We start from the raw sequence: 17,677 nt of genomic DNA on the forward strand, positions 1-17,677 counted from the left end.
GCCCCGGGGCCCGGGGGGCCGCCGGCACCGGGCTCCGGACCGGTCCCCGGGCGCCGTTCAGCCCCCGTCCGGCCGCGGGGTGACGCGCAGGACGGCGTCGTCGTCGCCGTTGGAGGTCGTGACCCACAGGGCGCCCTCGTCGTCGAGGGTCAGCGAGCGCAACCGGCCGTAGTCGTTCTCCAGCTCCGCCATGCGGGTCAGGCCGGTGACCGCGGTGTCCTCCACCCGGTAGACCCCCACGCCCGTGTTCTTCAGCTCGGCCACGGCCAGCGCGCCCTCCCACGCCCCCCAGCGCTCCCCGTCGAGGAAGGCGGCGCCGCTGAGGGCGACGGTCGGGCGCCCGGAGGACCACGCGGCCGGGACCGCGTCCGGGTACTCCTCGAGGTCGGTCATGGGCACGGACTCGTCGTAGCCGGGCGCGGGATCCCACCCGTAGTTCCCGCCGGGCTCGAGCACGTTGATCTCGTCATCGGTGCCGGGTCCGTGCTCCGCCGACCACACGGTGCCGGTGCCGGGCTGCACGGCGAGGCCCTGGACGTTGCGGTGGCCCAGGGTGTGCACGGCGGCCGCGGGCCCGTCCCGGTCGGCGAACGGGTTGTCCTGGGGGACCGTGCCGTCGGGATGGAGCCGCAGCGTCTTGCCCCCGAGCGAGTCCGGGTCCTGCGGGTTCTCGCCCTGGGCGGCGTCCCCGGTGCCGACGAGGAGCGTGCCGTCGGGGACGAAGCGCAGCCGGCAGCCGCTGTGCCGGCCGGAGCTGATGGGCAGGCCGTCGACGACCGTCCCGGTGCGCTCGGCCGCGGCGGCGTCCTCGTCGAGCCGCCAGCGGGTGACCCGCACGTCCTGCGGCCGGCCGTCCTCGGTCCGGGTGGCGTGGCACAGGAAGATCTCCCGGGTCCGCCCGAAGTCCGGGGAGACCTCCAGGCCCATCAGTCCGGCCTCGCTGCCCACGAACAGGTCGTCCAGGTCCGCGGCGACCTCCCGCACGCCCTGCTCGTCGCGGGCCAGCAGCCGGCCGCCCCGCTCGGTGACCAGCACGGTGCCCTCCGGGGTGAGGGCCACGTCCCACGCCAGCTCGAGGTCGTCCAGCACGACCTCCACGTCCAGGGCGGGCGCGTCCGCCGGGGCGCCCAGGCGTTCGCCGGTCGCCAGGGTCCCGCCGTCGGGGGCGCAGCCACTCAGCAGCAGTGCCGGCACGCACAGCGCGCTCACGATCCCCCCGCGGACGTCCATGGTGGCAATCTACTCCGAATCCCCGGCCGGGCGGACCGTAGGATCGGTGCATCCTGCCTCCGACCGGGCGGGACCGGACGGCGGAAAAGAGAGCGGGGGTGCGCCGGTGGACCACGACGCGGCCGGCCGGGCCCGGCTGATCCTCCTCGGCGCGGTGGCGCCGGTGGTGTGGGGGACCACCTACGTGGTCACCACCGAGCTGCTGCCCCCGGACCGGCCCATGACCGCGTCCCTGCTGCGGGCCCTCCCGGCGGGGCTGCTGCTGCTCGCCCTGACCCGGCAGCTGCCGCCGCCCGCCTGGTGGGGCCGGTTCGCGGTGCTCGCGCTGCTCAACTTCGGGGCGTTCTTCCCTCTGCTGTTCCTCGGTGCCTACCGTCTGCCGGGAGGTCTCGCCGCCGTGGTGGGCTCCGCCCAGCCCCTGGTCGCGGCGCTCCTGCTGCTCCTGGCCTTCCGGCAGCGCACCCCCCTGCCGCGGGTGCTGTGGGCTCTCGCCGCGGTGACCGGCGTGGCCGTGGCCGTGTTCGCGGGCACCGTCACCCTGGACGCCCTGGGGCTCGCCGCGGCCTTCGCCGGGACCGCGGTCATGGCCGCCGGGGTGGTCCTGACCCGCCGGTGGGGGCTGCCCGAGGGGCTGAGCGGGCTCGCCGCGACCGGCTGGCAGCTGACCCTGGGCGGTCTCATGATCGCCCCGCTCGTGCCCCTGCTGGACACCGGTCCCTTCGTCCTGGACCTGCCCGCCGTGCTCGGCTACGCCTGGCTGGCGCTGCCCGGCGGCGCCGTCGCCTACGCCGCGTGGTTCCACGCCGGCCGGCGCGTGCCGCCCACGAGCCTGACCCTGCTGATGCCCCTGACCCCGGTGACGGCCGCGGTCCTGGGCCTGCTGCTGCTCGGCGAGACGCTCACGGGTCTCCAGGCGGCGGGGTTCGGGCTGGCCCTCGTGGCGTCCCTGGCCGGGCAGCTGCCGGGCCTGCCGCGCCTCCGCACCGGATGCGTGCGCGCCGGGCGGGGACGGGCCCGGCCCTGATGAGGGCCGGGCCCGTGTGACGATCCTGGCGGCTCCGGGAAAATCAAGTGGTGATCCGTGACCCGTGTCTCAGTAGGATGGGCCGGAGCCGCCGGATCTTCCTGATTTCCCTGGTGGCTGGGCCGGTGCGGGGGCGATCTCGTACCGGCCGCTTTCTGCCCCCGCACCACGCGTGCCCCGGCTCAGCAGACCCGCTCCTCGGCGGGCAGCACGCCCTCGAGGAGATAGGTGGTGACCGTCTCGTCGACGCACCGGTTGCCGCTCAGATAGGCCCCGTGCCCCTCGCCCACCCGGGTCAGCAGGTGCCCGCCCTCGAGCTGCGCGGCCAGCGCCTGCGACCAGGCGTAGGGCGTGGCCGGGTCTCCCGTGGTGCCGACCACCAGGATGGGCCCGGCACCGGCGGCGTCGATCGGGGCGGGCGTGCTGACGGGTTCGTGCGGCCAGGCCCCGCAGGTGACCTGCCCGTGGCTGAACCAGTCGCCGAGGGTCGGGGACGCCTCCTGCAGCCGCGCGTCCAGCGCCGCCATCGCGGCGGGGTCGTCGTTCTCGGGACGGTCGAGGCAGTCGATCGCGATGTTCGCCTCGTAGGAGTTGGCGTAGGTGCCGTCGGGGCCGCGGCCGTAGGCGATGTCCGCGAGGCGCATCAGCCCCGTCCCGTCCCCGTGCTCCGTGGCCAGGTCGAGGGACTGGGTCAGGAACCACCAGATGCGCGGATCGTAGAGCGGTTTGATGAGCCCGCTGACCGCGTCGTCCACGGTGAGCGGCCGCCCGTCGGCGGTCGGCAGCGGCTGCGCCTCGACCTGCCGGAGCAGGTCCTCGATCTCCGCCAGCCCCTCGTCGACGGTCCCCTCGAACGGGCACCCGTCCAGCGGCAGACAGGACTCGACGTACACGCGGAGGGACCGTTCGAAGCCGGCGGCCTGGTCGAGGGTCAGCCCGGCCCCATCGAGGGACGGGTCCATGGCCGCGTCGAGCACGAACCGGCCCGTCCGCTCGGGGAACAGGTCGGCGTACGTGGCGCCGAGCAGGGTGCCGTAGGAGTAGCCGAGGTAGTCGAGCTCGTCCTCGCCCAGCACCGCCCGCAGGATGTCCAGGTCCTTGGCGGCGCTGATCGTGTCGACCTCGCCGAGGAGCAGGCCGGTGTTCGCGGCGCACGCCGCGGCGAAGCGCTCGGCCGCCGCGATGGCCTGGGCCAGCCCCTCCGGGGTGTCGGGATCGACGGTGCCGGCACGCATCGCGTCCATCGTGGCGTCGTCGACGCACTCCACGGCGGTGGAGCTGCCCACGCCCCGCGGGTCGAAGCCCACGACGTCGTACGCGGCCCGCACGCGCGGGTCCAGCCCAGCCGCCCACGCCTCGATCGAGGCGGTCCCGGAACCGCCCGGGCCCCCGAAGTTCACGAGCAGGGAGCCCTGCCGGGCCGCGGGGTCGGTGCTCGGCACCCGGGTGAGCGCCAGCTCGATCTGCCCGGCGGCCGGGTTGTCGTGGTCCAGCGGCACCCGCACCCGGGTGCACTCCGCGGCCGCGCCGCACGCGGTCCACACGAGCTGCTGGGCGTAGAAGTCCTCGAGCCCGGGCGGCACCTGCGCGGTGACGACGACGCCCTGCTGCGGCGCGGCGACCGTGGCCGCCCCGGCCGCCCCGCCCGCCGGGGCGGCCGCCAGGAGCACGGCCAGCGCCAGCACGGAGCCTGCGCGGCGGGTGCGCCCGCGCCTCCGGCCGCGGGAGCCGGAGGGGTCGTCGGGGCCGCGGGTGTTCTCGGGAGGACGCATGGCTCACCACTGCTTTCGGTCGAACCGGCCGGACGCCGGTGCGCGAGCACGAGCGCGGACGCGCACGGCAGGATCCTGCCGGCGGCCTCGCGGTCCCCCAGGGCCTCGGGCGCCCCCTGCGCCCGGCCGTCCCGGTCTCCACGCCCCACCGCCGCGCGACAAGGGGCTTCAGCGTAGGAACGCGCCGATCGGGCGGTCAAGGATGTGTCGCGGCGCGAAGGCGTCACGGGCGGTCCCGCGCCGTGGGGCGCAGGACCGCCGCGGACAGCAGCCCGCCGGCCGCGAGCAGGCCCGCGCACACCCCCATGACCACGGGGAAGCCCTCGCGGACCCGCGCCGGGTCGGTGAGGCCGGTCTCCCCGAGCCCGCCCACCAGCGGGATCGCCGCGACCGCGAGCAGGCCCGCGGTGCGCGCCACGGCGTTGTTGACCCCGCTGGCCAGCCCGGCCTGCTCCGTGGGCAGGGCCCCGAGGACCGTGGCCGTCAGCGGCGTGACCAGCAGGGTCAGCCCCGCGCCGAACACGGCGGCCGGGAGCAGCACCTCCAGGAGGTAGTGCGCCCCGGGCCCGGCCCGGCCCAGCAGGAGCACGCCAAGCGCGGCGATCAGCGGACCGGCCGTCATGGGCAGGCGCGGACCCGTCCGGTGCGCCAGGGCGCCGGCGGACGGGGAGAGCAGCAGCATCAGGACGGTGACGGGCAGCAGGGACAGCCCGGCCGCCACGGGCGGGAACCCGGCCCCCACCTGGAGGGCGACGACGAGGACGAAGAACACCGCGCCCAGGCCGGCGTAGACCACGAAGGTGATGAGGTTCGCCGCGACGAACAGGCGCTGCCCGAGCAGCGCCGGAGGCAGCAGCGGGGCCGCCGCACGCCGCTCCCGGAGCAGGAACGCGGCGAGCAGCCCCGCTCCGGCCGCGAGCGCCCCGCCCGTGGCCGGGAGCGACCGGCCGTCACCGGCCGCGGCCGTCAGCCCGAGCGTCAGCGCGCCGAGCCCCGTCACCAGCAGCGCGGCGCCGGGCACGTCCAGCTGCGGGCAGGCTCCCGGGTCCCTCGACTCCGGGACGTGCCGGCGGGCGATCAGCACCACGGCGAGCGCCACCGGGAGGTTGACCAGGAACACCCACCGCCACGAGGTGGTCTGGACCAGCCAGCCGCCCGCGAACGGGCCCACGGCCGAGGCCACCCCCGTGAACCCCGACCAGGCCCCGATGGCGCGGGCACGGTGGCCCGGCGCGAAGGAGGACTGCAGGATGGCGAGGGCGGTGGGCACCAGGAGGGCGCCGCCGATCCCCTGGACCGCCCGCGCCGCGACGAGCACGGTGACGTCCGGGGCCAGTCCGCACAGCGCGGAGGCCCCGGCGAAGCAGGCGACGCCGAGCAGGAAGATCCGGCGCCGGCCGTACCGGTCCCCCAGGGAGCCGCCCAGCAGCACGAGGGCGGCCAGGGTCAGCGTGTACCCGTTCACCACCCACGTCAGCCCGGTGCTGCCCGCCCCCAGGTCGGCCCCGACGGCCGGCAGGGCGATGCTCACCACGGTCGTGTCGATGAACGTCAGGGCGGAGCCGAGCACGGTGGCGACCAGCACCCACCGGGCCCGCCGCTGCCCCCAGGACAGCAGCTCGGGCGAGGGGTCGTCGGAGGGTGGCACCGCGGGCCGGTCGTTCGCCGTCGGATCAGCCGCTCTGCTGGGCCTGCCGCCCGGGGTCGAAGAACTTCCCGAGCACCACGGTGTCCTGGACGGCGTAGCCCATCCGCTCGTAGAACTCCCGGGTCCCCGTGTTGGCGGTGCGGACCATGAGCTGCATCTTCGGGATGCCGTGGCCGGCCACCCACTGCTCGGCCGCGGCCATCAGCTCGCGGCCCAGCCCCTGACCCCGGCGGGCCGGGTGCACGGCCACGTAGTACACCCACCCCCGGTGGCCGTCGTGGCCGACCATGGCGGTGCCGCTGAGGCGTCCGTCGTCGACAGCGGCCAGGACCGTGGAGGACGGGCTGCCGAGCGCCCGGTCCAGGTCCGCGCGGGGATCGTTCCAGGGGCGGGTCAGGCCCGCGGCCTGCCACAGGGACACGGCGTCCTCGTGCAGGTGCTCCGGCAGTCGTTCGACGATCACGCGGCCTCCTTCGGTGGGCCCATGCTCTCACGGGCTCCACATTCTCGCCCTGCGACAACGGGTCTGGCCCGGTGCGGTGATCCCGATCACACTCTGGACTACACCCGTCACCGCCGACGAGGAGGAGACCCATGGTCTATCCCGCGAAGTACTCCGCTCTCAACGCCCTCGCCCTCACCGACGAGGCCAAGCGCACCCTCACCCGCGTCATCCGGGTCGCGTTCCCCCACCCGCAGCTGCCCGACGGCCCGTACGAACGGATGACGGAGAAGATCGCCGCCGAGGCCGAGAGCAGCACGTGGTTCCGGATGGCACTGACCCAGGGGCTGCTGACCCTGAACTCGCTCAGCGACGCGCCGTTCGTGGAGCTGTCCGACGACGCCGCGCTCAAGGTGCTCAAGCGGATCGCCGACCTCGAGTTCTTCGGCTTCATCCGCCGCACCACCGTGCTGCACCTCTACGACGACCACGAGGTGTGGGAGGCCCTGGGCTACGAGGGCGAGTCCTTCTCGAAGGGCGGCTACCTGCACCGCGGCTTCGACGACCTCGACTGGCTGCCGGACCCGCGCGTCGAGGAGGCCGAGGAGGACCTGACCGAGTGCGGGCCCCTCGGCTACCCGGTGGCCACCGCGGCCCCCGCGGAGGGGTGGAACCCGGACCGGCAGGGCGCCTCCGGGACCACCGACGAGCCCTTCAGCGACCTCTTCAAGGGGTCGGACGTCATCGAGCACGGGGAGACCGCATGACCACCACGCCCCAGGACCAGCAGCGTGCCGCCCGGATCGAGCTCGACGACGACTCCGCCGTCGTCGTCATCGGCTCCGGAGCCGGCGGAGGCACCCTCGCCCACGAGCTGACGGAGAAGGGCATCAAGGTGGTGCTCCTCGAGGCCGGGCCGCACCTGACCAGTGCGGACTGGGTCAACGACGAGTGGGAGGCCTTCCACCAGATGGCCTGGCTGGACCCGCGCACCACCACGGGGTCGTGGCGGATCGCCCGGGACTTCCCCAACCTGCCGGCGTGGATCGTCAAGGCCGTCGGCGGGACCACCACCCACTGGTCCGGGGCCACGCCCCGGTTCAAGGCCCACGAGTTCCGCACACGCAGCGTCTACGGGCGCGTCGACGGCGCCAACCTCCTGGACTGGCCGATCGGCCTGGAGGACCTCGCCCCGTACTACGACCGGGCCGAGCAGAAGATCGGCAGCACCCACCGCCACGGCCGGCCGCCGCTGCCCGCGAACAACAACTACAAGGTGCTCGCCGCGGGCGCCGAGAAGCTCGGCTACCGGCACTACGCCACCGGCCCGTACGGGACCAATGCGGAGCCGTACGACGGGCGGCCGGCGTCCGTCCAGGACGGGTTCAACTTCCAGGGCGACAAGAACCGCTCGAAGTGGTCCACGCTCGTCTCGGAGATCCCCAAGGCCCTGCGCACGGGGAACCTCGACCTGCGCCCGGACTGCCACGCCGTGCAGATCACCCACACGGAGAAGGGCCTCGTCGACAGCGTGCTCTACGTCGACGCGCAGGGCCAGGTCCAGCGGCAGCGGGCACGGCTCGTGGCGGTGGCGTGCAACGCCATCGAGACGCCCCGGCTGCTCATGCTCTCGGGCTCCCCGCTGTTCCCGGACGGGCTCGCGAACTCCTCCGGGCAGCTGGGCCGCAACTACATGCGGCACACCACGGGTTCCGTCTACGCGCAGTTCGACCGGCCGGTGCACATGTACCGGGGCGAGACGATGGCGGGGCTCGTCGCGGACGAGTCCCGGCACGACGTCGACCGCGGCTTCGCCGGCGGGTACTACATGGAGACGATCTCCCTGGGCCCCGCCTTCCTCGCCAGCTTCGTGGACCCCGGCTCCTGGGGGCCGGAGTTCACGGCCCTGCTGGACGGCTACGAGAACACCGCCGGGATGTGGGTGGTGGGCGAGGACATGCCGCAGGAGAGCAACCGGGTGACCCTCAACTCCTCCGTGACGGACCACCTGGGGCTGCCCGTGCCCAACGTGCACTTCGACGACCACCCGAACGACGTGGCGATGCGCAACCACGGCTACCAGCAGGCGTCCCTGCTCTACGAGTCCGTGGGCGCGATCTCCGTGCACCACACGCCGCCCTACCCGTCGACGCACAACATGGGCACGGCCCGGATGAGCGAGCGGCCCGAGGACGGGGTGACCAACGCGTTCGGCCAGACCCACGACGTGCCGAACCTCTTCGTCGCGGACGGATCGCTGTTCACGACCGGTGCCGCGGCGAACCCGACGCTGACGATCGTGGCCCTGGCCACCCGGCAGGCCGACTACATCGCCGAGCAGCTGGCGGCCCGGCACCTCTGACCGCGGAGCGGCGGAGGGCTGCTCAGCCGGTCGCGGACCCGGCCGGGCAGCCCTCCGCCGCGCGCAGGGCCCGTCCCACCCGGTCCGCCGCGTCCCGCAGGACCGGCGCGATCGACCGGTGCCGCTGCTCGAAGTCGGCGGGCGGCAGGGACACGGCCACGGAGCCCAGGGTGCGCCCGGCCGCGTCGACGACGGGTGCGGCCAGGCACGAGGCGCCGGGCACGAACTCCTCGCGCTCCACGGCGATGCCCTCCGCGCGCACCCGCCCGAGCTCGCGCCCCAGGTCCTCCGGCGTGCTGAGCGTGCGGTCCGTCAGGGGGCGCATCCCGTGCCGGCCGAGGTAGTCGGCCACCTCGTGCTCGTCCAGGCGGGAGAGCAGGATCTTGCCGAAGGCCGTGGCGTGGGCGGCGTCCGTGAAACCGAAGTCCATGGGGGTGATGCGCGGCCGGCGCGGGGAGTCGACCACGTGCGCCACCACGATGGCGTCACCGCGGTGGACCGCGAAGTAGGCCGCGGCGTCGGCACTCGCGTGCAGCTCCCCCACCGCGCGCCGGACCGTGGCCGGCGTGGCCACCTGCTGGTGCAGGGAGGCGTCGAGGGCGTGGAGCTTGTAGCCCAGGCCGTAGCGACGCTGGTCCCGGAGGTGCACCACGTGCTCGGAGGCCACGAGCGTCCGCAGCAGCCGGTAGACGGAGGGCAGGGGCATCCCGAGCTCGGCGCTGATGTCCTTGGCCGTGGCCCCGCGGGGGTTTCCCGCGACCACGTCCAGGAGCGCGAAGGCCTTCTGCACGGAGGCCATGCCGGTGTCGCGTGCGGTCATGCCTCACATTCTGGCGTGCCGGATTGCACCTGCCAACCGGCCGGGAGCCCGGCCGGTCGGCACGTCAGCGGGCGCTCACTCGACCGTGATCTCGCCCATCCGGTTCCAGCCCGAGGCCGAGATCTGCTCGCTGATGATCTGCGGGGTCTCCACGAGCGCCTGGGGCGCCTCCGCCGTGAACTTCTTGAAGTGCTCGCTGTTCACGTGCGGGCCCGCGCCGTCGTCCGCGAAGGCCTCGACGAGCACGAACTCGTGGGGGTCCTCCACGCTGCGGGACCAGTCGAACCACAGGTTGCCCGGCTCCGCGCGGGTGGCCTCGGTGAACTCCTTCGAGAACTCGACCCAGCGGTCGGCCCAGTCCGGCTTCACCTTGAACTTGACGACGATGAAGATCATCCCTGCTCCCTTCTCGGCGGACGCCCGGCAGCGGCCGGGACTCTCCGTGCCAGTGTTCCGGGTCGCAGGACGGCCCGCCAAGGGCGGTTATCGCGGACCGACAACGCCGGCGCCCCCGTCCGGCCCCGGCTCCCGGCCGTCGGCGGAGCGGTCGCCGGCGGGGTGGGATCATGTCCCCATGAGCCACGACGTGACCGCCGCCCCCGGGGGCGGCCGCTCCCCTCGCGCGCCGGGGGAGACGACTGGGACCGGCCCGGCGCGGGCGGAGGTCCTCACCGGGGTCCGGCTGTCCCCGGTGCAGATGCTGCGGGCCCTGCGGGACCAGCCCGGGCTGGTGGGGCTGTTCGGCGACTGGCACGACGGGGACACCGTGATCGGCTTCCGACCCCTCCGGGTGCTGGGCGCCGACGAAGACCCCTTCGCAGCCCTGGACGCCCTCCCCCCGCAGGCGCACGACCCCGCGGCGGACGGCCCCCAGGAGACCGGCGCCCACGGGGCCGGCACCCCCGCCGTCGGCGGCGGCTGGATCGGCTTCCTCGGCTACCAGCTGGCCCGGCGGCTCGAGCGGCTCCCCGCCGCCCCGCCGCGCCCCGCACGGCTGCCGGACCACCACCTCGGCTACTACGACCACGTGCTGCGCCACCGCGCCGCGGACGGCGCGTGGGTGCTCGAGTGGCTGCCCGGCACGGACCCGGCCCGGACGGCGGCGGCGCGGGAGCTGGCACTGGCGGCGCCGAGCGTTCCGCACGCCCCCGCGCCCTACCGCTGCGGGCCGTTCACGGCCGACGCCTCGGCCGCCGCGCACGCCGCCGCCGTGACCGCGGTGCTGGGCCACATCCGGGACGGCGACGTCTTCCAGACCAACGTCTGCCGCGGGCTCGAGGCCGGTTTCGAGGGCGATCCCCTGGACCTGTTCTGCGCCGGGCTCGAGGCCCTGTCCCCCCGCTTCGCGGCCTTCCTGCGCCTGCCCACGGGGGCGGTGGCGAGCCTGTCCCCGGAGCTGTTCCTGCGCCGCACCGGGCGCACGGTGCTGACGTCCCCGATCAAGGGCACCGCACCGGCCGCGAGCGACCCCGCCGCGCTGCACGCCTCGGCGAAGAACCGGGCGGAGAACGTCATGATCGTGGACCTGATGCGCAACGACCTGTCCCGGGCGTGCGTGCCCGGATCGGTGCGGGCCCCCGCGGCGCCCCGGGTCGAGCCGCACACCGGGGTCCACCACCTGGTGGCGGACGTGCACGGGCGGCTGCCCGAGGACCTCGGGGACGGGGCGCTGCTGCGCGCCACGTTCCCGCCGGGGTCCTGCACGGGCGCACCCAAGATCCGTGCCATGGAGATCGTCAACGCGCTCGAGCCCGCGGCCCGCGAGGTCTACACGGGGGCGATCGGCTGCGCGGGCCCGGCCGGTCTCGTGCTCAACGTGGCGATCCGCACCTTCGAGTTCACCGGGGACCGGGTCCGGCTCGGGGTGGGCGGCGGGATCGTGGCCGACTCCGACCCCGCGGACGAGGCGCACGAGACGCTCGTGAAGGCGGTGCCCCTGCTCGACGCCGTCGGGGCCGTGCTGGACGAGGAGCTCCGGCGGGACTGGGACGGGCACCGGCCCGCGAGCGGCCCCGAGCACCTCCCGGCCCTGCCGGCCCTCCCGCCGGTCCTCGCGGAGGGGGTCTTCACCACGCTGCTCGTGCGGGAGGGAGCGCCCGTGGACCTCGACGCTCATCTGGGGCGGCTCGGCGCCAGTTGCCTCGCCTGCTGCGGCGCGGCCCTGCCCCCGGGCGTCCGCGGCGAGGTCGTCGCCCGCGCCGCCGGGCTCCCCGGCCCGCACCGGCTGCGGATCACGGCGGTCCCCGCCCCGGGGGGCGCCCTGACCGTGACGATCACGGCCACGGCCCTGTCCCCGGAGCCGGTGCCGCCCTGGCGGCTCGTCCCCGTCCGGCTGCCCGGCGGTCTCGGTGGGCACAAGTGGGCGGACCGCCGGGCGCTGGCCCACGAGCCGGTCCCGGGCCTGTGGTCGCGCAGCTGCGACCCGCTGCTCGTGGACGCCGACGGCACGCTCCTGGAGACGGGCCGGGCCAACGTCTTCGTCGTCGTCGACGGCGCCGTGCTCACCCCGCCCGCGGACGGCCGGATCCTGCCCGGGGTGGTGCGCGCCCGGGTGCTGGCGGCGCTGCGCGCCGCCGGGGCGGACGTCCGCGAGCGCCCGGTGCGGTGGGCGGAGCTCGCCCGCGCCACCGAGGTGTTCGTGACCAACTCGGTGGCGGGCGCGCACCCCGTCGGGTCCGTCGACGGGGTGCGCCGGTGGGAGCCGGGGCCCGTGCTGCGCGCCCTGGGACCGCTCCTCGGTCAGCCCTGGGACGAGGCGGTCCGCCAGCCGCCGTGGTAGTCCTTGCGGACCACCTCGGAGTAGGGCACCGGGCTGACCACGGCGCGGACCTCGAGCTGCTCGTGCGGTTCCACGGTGGTCTTGCGGCTGCCGCCGTCGGGCTCGCCCCAGACCACCTTGAGCTCGGTGCCCTCGGGCACGTTCGGGTCGAGGGTGGCCAGGGACAGGCCCTTGCGCTCGTTGTAGCTGTAGCCGGTGAACATGGACAGACCCACGGTGCGGCCGTCGGCGTCGACCACCGCGTCGTAGTTGGACGAGCCGTAGTTGGCCAGGGGCAGGTCGAAGTACTTGTAGTCCGGGCCCTCGGTGTCGAAGAGGGAGGCGAAGATCTTCGTCATGTCCTCGGCGTTCCAGGCCAGCGTCGCCTTCCGGCGCTGGGTCGCGGGGTCGACCTGCTCCACGGCGTCGCGGCCGATGAAGTCGTGGTCGAACTTCACGAAGGACCCGTAGCCCAGCTCCCAGGGCGTGAGGTAGTAGTCCTCGATGTTCTCGGAGACGAAGCTGCCGGCGAGCGCGTTGGTGGCCTCGTAGCTGTCCGCGCCGAGCCACTTCCGGTAGTCCGCAGTGCCCTCGCCGGTGTAGATGGCCGGCAGCGGGGACGGGATCCAGCCCGACTCGAGGGTGTTCGAGGGGTACGCCCGGGCGCCGACGGGGACGATGCCGAACTCGGCGCCGACCTCGAGGATCGTGGCCCGGACCTGGTCGTAGGACTCGTAGGGCCCCCAGATCTCCAGGCCGGGGGCGCCGGCCATGCCGTGGCGCAGGGTGCGGACCTGGGCGCCGCCCACGTTCATCCGGTCCATGGTGAAGAACTTCAGCTGCTCGAGCGGACCGCCGTTGAGCCTCTCGATGATCTGCCACGCGTTCGGGCCCTGGATCTGGAAGCGCCAGTACTTCCGGACCACGGGCTTGCCCATCGGGCGGGACGGGGAGCGGCGGTCGACCTCGATGTCGACGTCGTAGCCGCCGGTCTCGCCGTGGTAGAGCAGCCAGTTGGCGGCCGGGGCGCGGCCCACGTAGACGTACTCGTCCTCCTCCTGGTGGAACAGGATGCCGTCGCCGATGACGTGGCCGGCCGGGGTGGTGGGCACGTACTGCTTGGCCTTGTTCACGGGGAACGTCTTCGTGCTGTTGATCGCGGTGTCCGAGATCAGCTTCAGCGCGTCCTTGCCGCGGATGAACAGGTTGTCCATGTGGTGGGACTGGTCGTAGAGCACGGCGGTCTCCCGCCACGCCTTCTGCTCGCTGCGCCAGTTGTGGAACTCGGGCGCCACGACGGGATAGATGTACGCGCCGATCTGCGAGTTGCGCAGCAGCTCGACGGTGCCGTTCGAGGCGTCGAGGACGTCCTGGAGGGTGCGGGGTGCCACGGTGAGCTCCTTCTCTGCGGTGATGCCCCGGGGCGGTGCGCGCCCGGGGCGGGAACGGGGATTCAGAACACGATGGTCTGCCGGTCGTGCCGGATGATGCGGTCCTGGCAGTGCCACAGCACGGCGCGGGAGAGCACCTGGCGCTCGACGTCCGCGCCGCGGCGGGCCAGCTCCTGGGCGGAGTCCCGGTGCGAGGCCCGGACCACGTCCTGCTCGATGATCGGCCCCTCGTCGAGGTCCTCGGTGACGTAGTGCGCGGTGGCGCCGATGATCTTCACGCCCCGCTCCTTGGCCTTCCGGTACGGCTCGGCCCCGATGAAGGCCGGCAGGAACGAGTGGTGGATGTTGATCACCGGGACGCCCACGGCCTCGAGGAACGGCGAGGAGAGGATCTGCATGTAGCGCGCGAGCACCACGAGGTCGACGTTGCCCTGCAGCAGGCGCAGGTGCTCCGCCTCGGCCGCCGCCCTGTCCCGGGTGGGGACGTGGAAGAACGGGATGCCGAAGCCGCGGACGTCCTCGGCCATGTCGGGGTGGTTGGAGACGACCATGGAGATGGTCATGGGCAGCTCGCCCCGGCGCTGGCGCCAGATGAGGTCCAGCAGGCAGTGGTCGGACTTCGAGGCGAAGATCGCCACCCGCCGCGGCACCGAGAGGTCCGTGAACCGCCACTCCAGCTCGAAGCCGTCGCCGAGGGCCGCGCCGAGATCCTGCTCGAGCGCGGGACGCCGCGCCGGGTAGCCGGGCAGGTGGAAGACCGTGCGCTGGAAGAACGCCCCTCCCTCCGGGTCGTCCGAGTGCTGGTCGAGGGCCACGATGTTCGCCCCGTGCCGGGCGAGCACCGAGGTGACGACGGCGACGATCCCCGGCTGGTCCCGGCCGTGCACCACCAGGCTGGCGTGGTCCGGGCGGAGCATCGACGGTCCGCCGGGGCTCACGGGGTCCCACCGTCCGCGCCGAACCCGCGGACCCACTCGGCCGTGGCCCGCAGCCCGCCGAACGTGTAGAAGTGCAGCCGCACCTGCCCGTGGACGGCGGGGTCGTGGCCGGCGGCGAGGTCGCGCAGGAACCGGTCCGGGCCCGCGGTGCCCAGCAGGTTCGTCAGGGAGAAGCCGTACTTCTGGACGATGCCGGCCGAGGTGCCCACGCCGAAGCGGCGCGCGTAGCCGAGCAGGCGCTTGACGCCCGCCGGCCCGGGCACCCCGATCCGCACCGGGGCGTCGACGCCCCGGCGGCGCACCTCGGCCAGCCACTCCAGGACCGGGTCCTTGTCGAAGCCGAACTGGGTGATGATCTCGGGCTCGAGGCCCTGCTCGCGGATCGTGGCGGTCTTGTCGGTCAGGGCCGCCCAGAGGACGTCGTCGCCGATGTCGGGGTGGCCCTCCGGGTAGCCGCTGACGCCCACCCGCCGCACGCCGTGCTGCTGGAGCACCCCGGTGCGGATGACGGACAGGGAGTCCTCGTACGGGCCCTCCGGGGTCTCGGGGTCCCCGCCCACCACGAAGACGTGCTCGGCGGCGCCGACCTCCGCGAGCGCCGCCAGGAACTCCTCGAGCTCGTCCTGGGAGCGCAGCCGCCGCGCCGAGAGGTGGGGCACCGGGACGAACCCGTGCTCCCGCACGGCGCGGGCCGCGGCCACCCGCATGGCGAGGTCCTCGTTGCCGAGGAAGGTCACGTTGATCCGGGTCCCCGGGGGGATCTCGGCGGCGGCCTCCTCCAGGGCCGGGACGTCCTTGCCCGTCATCTCGAGGGAGAAGTCCTGGAGCAGCGCGGCGGCCGGTCCGGCGTGGGGCGTGTCGATCGGCATCGATCCACTTCCTTTCCGCGGGGCGCGCCCGGGAGCGCGCCGCGGGGCTGAGGGCGTTCGGTCTCGCCGCCAGTGTTGCAGGTCACAATAACTATGTACAGAGTGTTTCTGGTGCGACCGGCCGGCGGGGACCCGATGCGTGCCCGCGAGACGTCCCGGCGGAAGAGGCCTCAGCTGCCGCGGGAGCCCGGTGCGGACCGGGCGGGCCGGCGCGGCAGGGACAGCTGCCCGGTCTCCACGACCTCGGTGGCGATCTCGGCCAGCTTCCGGTTGCCGTCCTGACTGGCCACGCGCAGCAGCTCGTGCGCCTGCTCCCGGGTGAGCTTGTGCTGGGCCATCAGCACCCCGATGGCGGTCCCGATCTCCCGGTTGGACCGCAGCGCGGCCTCCAGGTTCTGCGCCCGCTGCTGGGTCAGCGCCAGCGACACCGCCCACGCGGCGTGCGTGGCCAGGAGCGTGCCGGTCCACTGCGCGGACGCGTCGAAGGCGCCGGGGACGTCGGAGTACAGGTTCAGCCCCGCCAGCAGGTCCGGGTCCGCGACCAGGGTCAGGCGGTAGGCCAGGGCGCTGCGCACCCCCAGCTCCTGCGCGACCCGCGTCCCGTACTCCGGCCAGCGCCCGTCCCAGGCCAGATCCGCCGAGCAGTGCACGCTGTCCTCCAGCACCGTGTCCACGCACGGGCCCGCGCCCAGCTCGTACTGCAGCGCGTCGGCGGCCCGGGCCGTCTCCCCGGTCGCGGCCAGGGTGCGGAACGTGCCGTGGCGCAGCGTGGTGATGCTCGCCCACCGCGCCCCGGGCAGCACCTGCACCGCGTGCTCGATCACCGCGTCCACCAGGGTGTCGGCCGTCGCGTTCCGCAGCTGCTCCCCCAGCCGCACCACCGCGTCGGCGACCTCGGCCAGTCCGGCCGGATCGGCCGGCGACACCGACACACCCATGAGCACTCCTCCACCGTTCCGGCCACGGACGCCCTCGCCCGGCGGACCGGGCCCTGCTGCTGAGGCGTCCTGAGAGTCTAGCGAAGGCCCCTGGGAGGCCTCCCGGCCGGCCGGGCCCGCCCGTCACACTTACGGGTCCGGCACCGTGCGCGGCGGCAGGGAGAGACGGTGATCCCGGAGTACTGTGGACCCGCGCAGCTCGAGGGCGGCCGGCGTCGCCGGTCTCCGGGCCGCGAGCCACCCCGGAAGGAGACCTCCCTCGTGCCGACCCCGCACGCCGATCCGACGACGGTCCCGACGTCCCGCAGGGCGCTGGTCTACCTCGCCGTGTGCGTGGTGCTGGTCGGCCTGAACCTGCGCACCGTCTTCTCCAGCTTCTCCGCGATCCTTCCGGAGATCACCGCGGCCGCCGGCCTCCCCGGGTGGGCGGTCACCGTGCTGACCACGGCCCCCGTCACGCTGCTCGGCGTCTTCGCGCCGTTCGCGCCGCGCCTGGCCCGGCGGTTCGGTCCGGAGAACGTGCTGCTGGGCGCCATGGTGGTCCTGACCCTGGGCCTGCTGGCCCGCGGGCTCCCGCTGCCCGGGGCGAGCGCCCTGCCCCTGCTGCTCGCGGGGACGGTCGCGTGCGGCGCCGCGATCGCCCTGGGCAACGTGCTGCTGCCCTCCATCGTGAAACGGGACTTCGCCCACCGCATCGGCCTGATGAGCGGGCTCTACACCACCGCGATCTGCGCCTCCGCCGCCCTCGGCGCGGGCCTCACCTACCCGGTGTACCAGGCCACGGACTCCTGGCGCGGCTCCCTGGCGGTGTGGGCGGTCCCCGCGGCGGTCGTGGTGCTCCTGCTGGTCCCGGTGGCGCTCCACCACCGCACCGCCGGCCCCCCGCCGCCCGGCACCGGCGGGCCCGGCCCGTGGGGCTCGGCGGTGGCCTGGCAGATCACCCTGTTCATGGTCTTCCAGGCGATGATGTCCTTCAGCGTCTTCGCCTGGCTGGCCCCCATCCTGCGCGAGCGCGGGATCGACGGGGCCACCGCGGGGCTGATCGTGGCGGTGTCCATCCTGCTGCAGATGACGGGCTCGCTCTTCGCCCCGGTCCTGGCCGCACGCCTGGCGGACCAGCGGGTGCTCAACGCCGTGGTGGCCCTGATGGCGGGCGGCGGGTTCGTGCTCTCCATCTTCGGGCCGACCGAGCTGATCTGGGTCTGGACCGGGCTGCTCGGCCTGGGCCAGGGCAGCCTCACCGCGGTGGCCCTGACGATGATCGCCCTGCGCACCCGCAGCAGCCACATGGCGGTGCGGCTCTCGGGCATGATGCAGGGCGTCGGCTACGGCCTGGGCTCCTCCGGCACGTTCCTGGTGGGGCAGCTGCTGCACTGGACGGGGGGCTTCGCCGCCGCCGGCGTCATGTTCGCCGTGGTCGGCGCGCTCGCGGCGGTCTTCGGCTGGCAGGCCGGCAGGGCCCGCCTCATCCGGGAGGAGTGAGCC

At 74.4% G+C, this 17,677-nt stretch carries 15 protein-coding genes; 5 read left to right on the forward strand and 10 right to left on the reverse strand.

Going from position 1 to position 17,677, the window contains the following annotated elements; translation table 11 throughout:
• Positions 1 to 57: 57 nt before the first annotated feature.
• Positions 58 to 1,230, reverse strand: coding sequence for a PQQ-dependent sugar dehydrogenase (locus tag ACPYN7_RS04785; RefSeq protein ID WP_058873060.1), 1,173 nt, complete (start codon positions 1,228 to 1,230; stop codon positions 58 to 60).
• A 106-nt stretch (positions 1,231 to 1,336) separates the two neighbouring features.
• Here ACPYN7_RS04785 and ACPYN7_RS04790 point away from each other — a divergent pair, with 106 nt between their 5' ends.
• Complete coding sequence (locus ACPYN7_RS04790; protein WP_058873059.1) at positions 1,337 to 2,254, forward strand: DMT family transporter; 918 nt, start codon at positions 1,337 to 1,339, stop codon at positions 2,252 to 2,254.
• Positions 2,255 to 2,436: 182 nt separating this feature from the next.
• Here ACPYN7_RS04790 and ACPYN7_RS04795 read toward each other — a convergent pair whose 3' ends face one another.
• From ACPYN7_RS04795 to ACPYN7_RS04805, 3 genes are all read right to left on the reverse strand, one after another.
• The gene (locus tag ACPYN7_RS04795; RefSeq protein ID WP_424346848.1) at positions 2,437 to 4,026 is read right to left on the reverse strand and encodes an alpha/beta hydrolase; all 1,590 of its coding nucleotides are present in this window, start codon (positions 4,024 to 4,026) and stop codon (positions 2,437 to 2,439) included.
• A gap of 223 nt (positions 4,027 to 4,249) precedes the next feature.
• Positions 4,250 to 5,674: an MFS transporter gene (locus tag ACPYN7_RS04800; protein ID WP_058873057.1), complete on the reverse strand. Its 1,425-nt coding sequence runs from the start codon at positions 5,672 to 5,674 to the stop codon at positions 4,250 to 4,252.
• A gap of 25 nt (positions 5,675 to 5,699) precedes the next feature.
• Entirely contained in the window at positions 5,700 to 6,137 is a 438-nt protein-coding gene (locus tag ACPYN7_RS04805; protein ID WP_058873056.1) for a GNAT family acetyltransferase, read from the reverse strand.
• 131 nt (positions 6,138 to 6,268) lie between these two features.
• Between ACPYN7_RS04805 and ACPYN7_RS04810 the strand changes: the two genes are divergently transcribed.
• The gene (locus ACPYN7_RS04810) at positions 6,269 to 6,883 is read left to right on the forward strand and encodes a hypothetical protein (protein WP_058873055.1); all 615 of its coding nucleotides are present in this window, start codon (positions 6,269 to 6,271) and stop codon (positions 6,881 to 6,883) included.
• On the forward strand, positions 6,880 to 8,478 hold the full coding sequence (locus ACPYN7_RS04815; RefSeq protein ID WP_424346849.1) for a GMC family oxidoreductase: 1,599 nt from the start codon (positions 6,880 to 6,882) through the stop codon (positions 8,476 to 8,478). Before ACPYN7_RS04810 ends, ACPYN7_RS04815 begins: the two co-directional genes overlap by 4 nt.
• A gap of 22 nt (positions 8,479 to 8,500) precedes the next feature.
• On the opposite strand, the gene ACPYN7_RS04820 is transcribed toward ACPYN7_RS04815, so the two are convergent.
• Positions 8,501 to 9,298, reverse strand: coding sequence for an IclR family transcriptional regulator (locus tag ACPYN7_RS04820; RefSeq protein WP_424346850.1), 798 nt, complete (start codon positions 9,296 to 9,298; stop codon positions 8,501 to 8,503).
• 75 nt (positions 9,299 to 9,373) lie between these two features.
• Positions 9,374 to 9,694: a putative quinol monooxygenase gene (locus tag ACPYN7_RS04825; RefSeq protein WP_058873052.1), complete on the reverse strand. Its 321-nt coding sequence runs from the start codon at positions 9,692 to 9,694 to the stop codon at positions 9,374 to 9,376.
• A gap of 178 nt (positions 9,695 to 9,872) precedes the next feature.
• On the opposite strand from ACPYN7_RS04825, the gene ACPYN7_RS04830 reads away from it, so the two are divergent.
• Positions 9,873 to 12,077: a bifunctional anthranilate synthase component I family protein/class IV aminotransferase gene (locus ACPYN7_RS04830; RefSeq protein WP_424346851.1), complete on the forward strand. Its 2,205-nt coding sequence runs from the start codon at positions 9,873 to 9,875 to the stop codon at positions 12,075 to 12,077.
• Here the strand turns inward: ACPYN7_RS04830 and ligM are convergent.
• From ligM to ACPYN7_RS04850, 4 genes are all read right to left on the reverse strand, one after another.
• Positions 12,038 to 13,447 carry a vanillate/3-O-methylgallate O-demethylase gene (gene ligM, locus ACPYN7_RS04835; protein ID WP_424346852.1) on the reverse strand — a complete coding sequence of 470 codons (1,410 nt, stop codon included), beginning with the start codon at positions 13,445 to 13,447 and terminating at the stop codon, positions 12,038 to 12,040. The two genes, ACPYN7_RS04830 and ligM, sit on opposite strands and share 40 nt — an antisense overlap.
• A gap of 62 nt (positions 13,448 to 13,509) precedes the next feature.
• Positions 13,510 to 14,364 carry a formyltetrahydrofolate deformylase gene (purU, locus tag ACPYN7_RS04840; protein WP_058873050.1) on the reverse strand — a complete coding sequence of 285 codons (855 nt, stop codon included), beginning with the start codon at positions 14,362 to 14,364 and terminating at the stop codon, positions 13,510 to 13,512.
• Between the two features lie 17 nt (positions 14,365 to 14,381).
• A complete protein-coding gene (locus ACPYN7_RS04845) occupies positions 14,382 to 15,254 on the reverse strand; it encodes a methylenetetrahydrofolate reductase (RefSeq protein WP_424346853.1) in 873 nt (290 codons plus the stop codon).
• A 170-nt stretch (positions 15,255 to 15,424) separates the two neighbouring features.
• On the reverse strand, positions 15,425 to 16,192 hold the full coding sequence (locus tag ACPYN7_RS04850; protein ID WP_424346854.1) for an ANTAR domain-containing protein: 768 nt from the start codon (positions 16,190 to 16,192) through the stop codon (positions 15,425 to 15,427).
• Positions 16,193 to 16,453: 261 nt separating this feature from the next.
• On the opposite strand from ACPYN7_RS04850, the gene ACPYN7_RS04855 reads away from it, so the two are divergent.
• Positions 16,454 to 17,674, forward strand: a complete 1,221-nt coding sequence (locus tag ACPYN7_RS04855; RefSeq protein WP_424346855.1) for an MFS transporter — start codon at positions 16,454 to 16,456, stop codon at positions 17,672 to 17,674.
• Positions 17,675 to 17,677: the final 3 nt, after the last annotated feature.

This window comes from Kocuria sp. CH-021 (assembly GCF_049716185.1).
Taxonomy (GTDB): Bacteria; Actinomycetota; Actinomycetes; order Actinomycetales; family Micrococcaceae; genus Kocuria; species Kocuria cellulosilytica.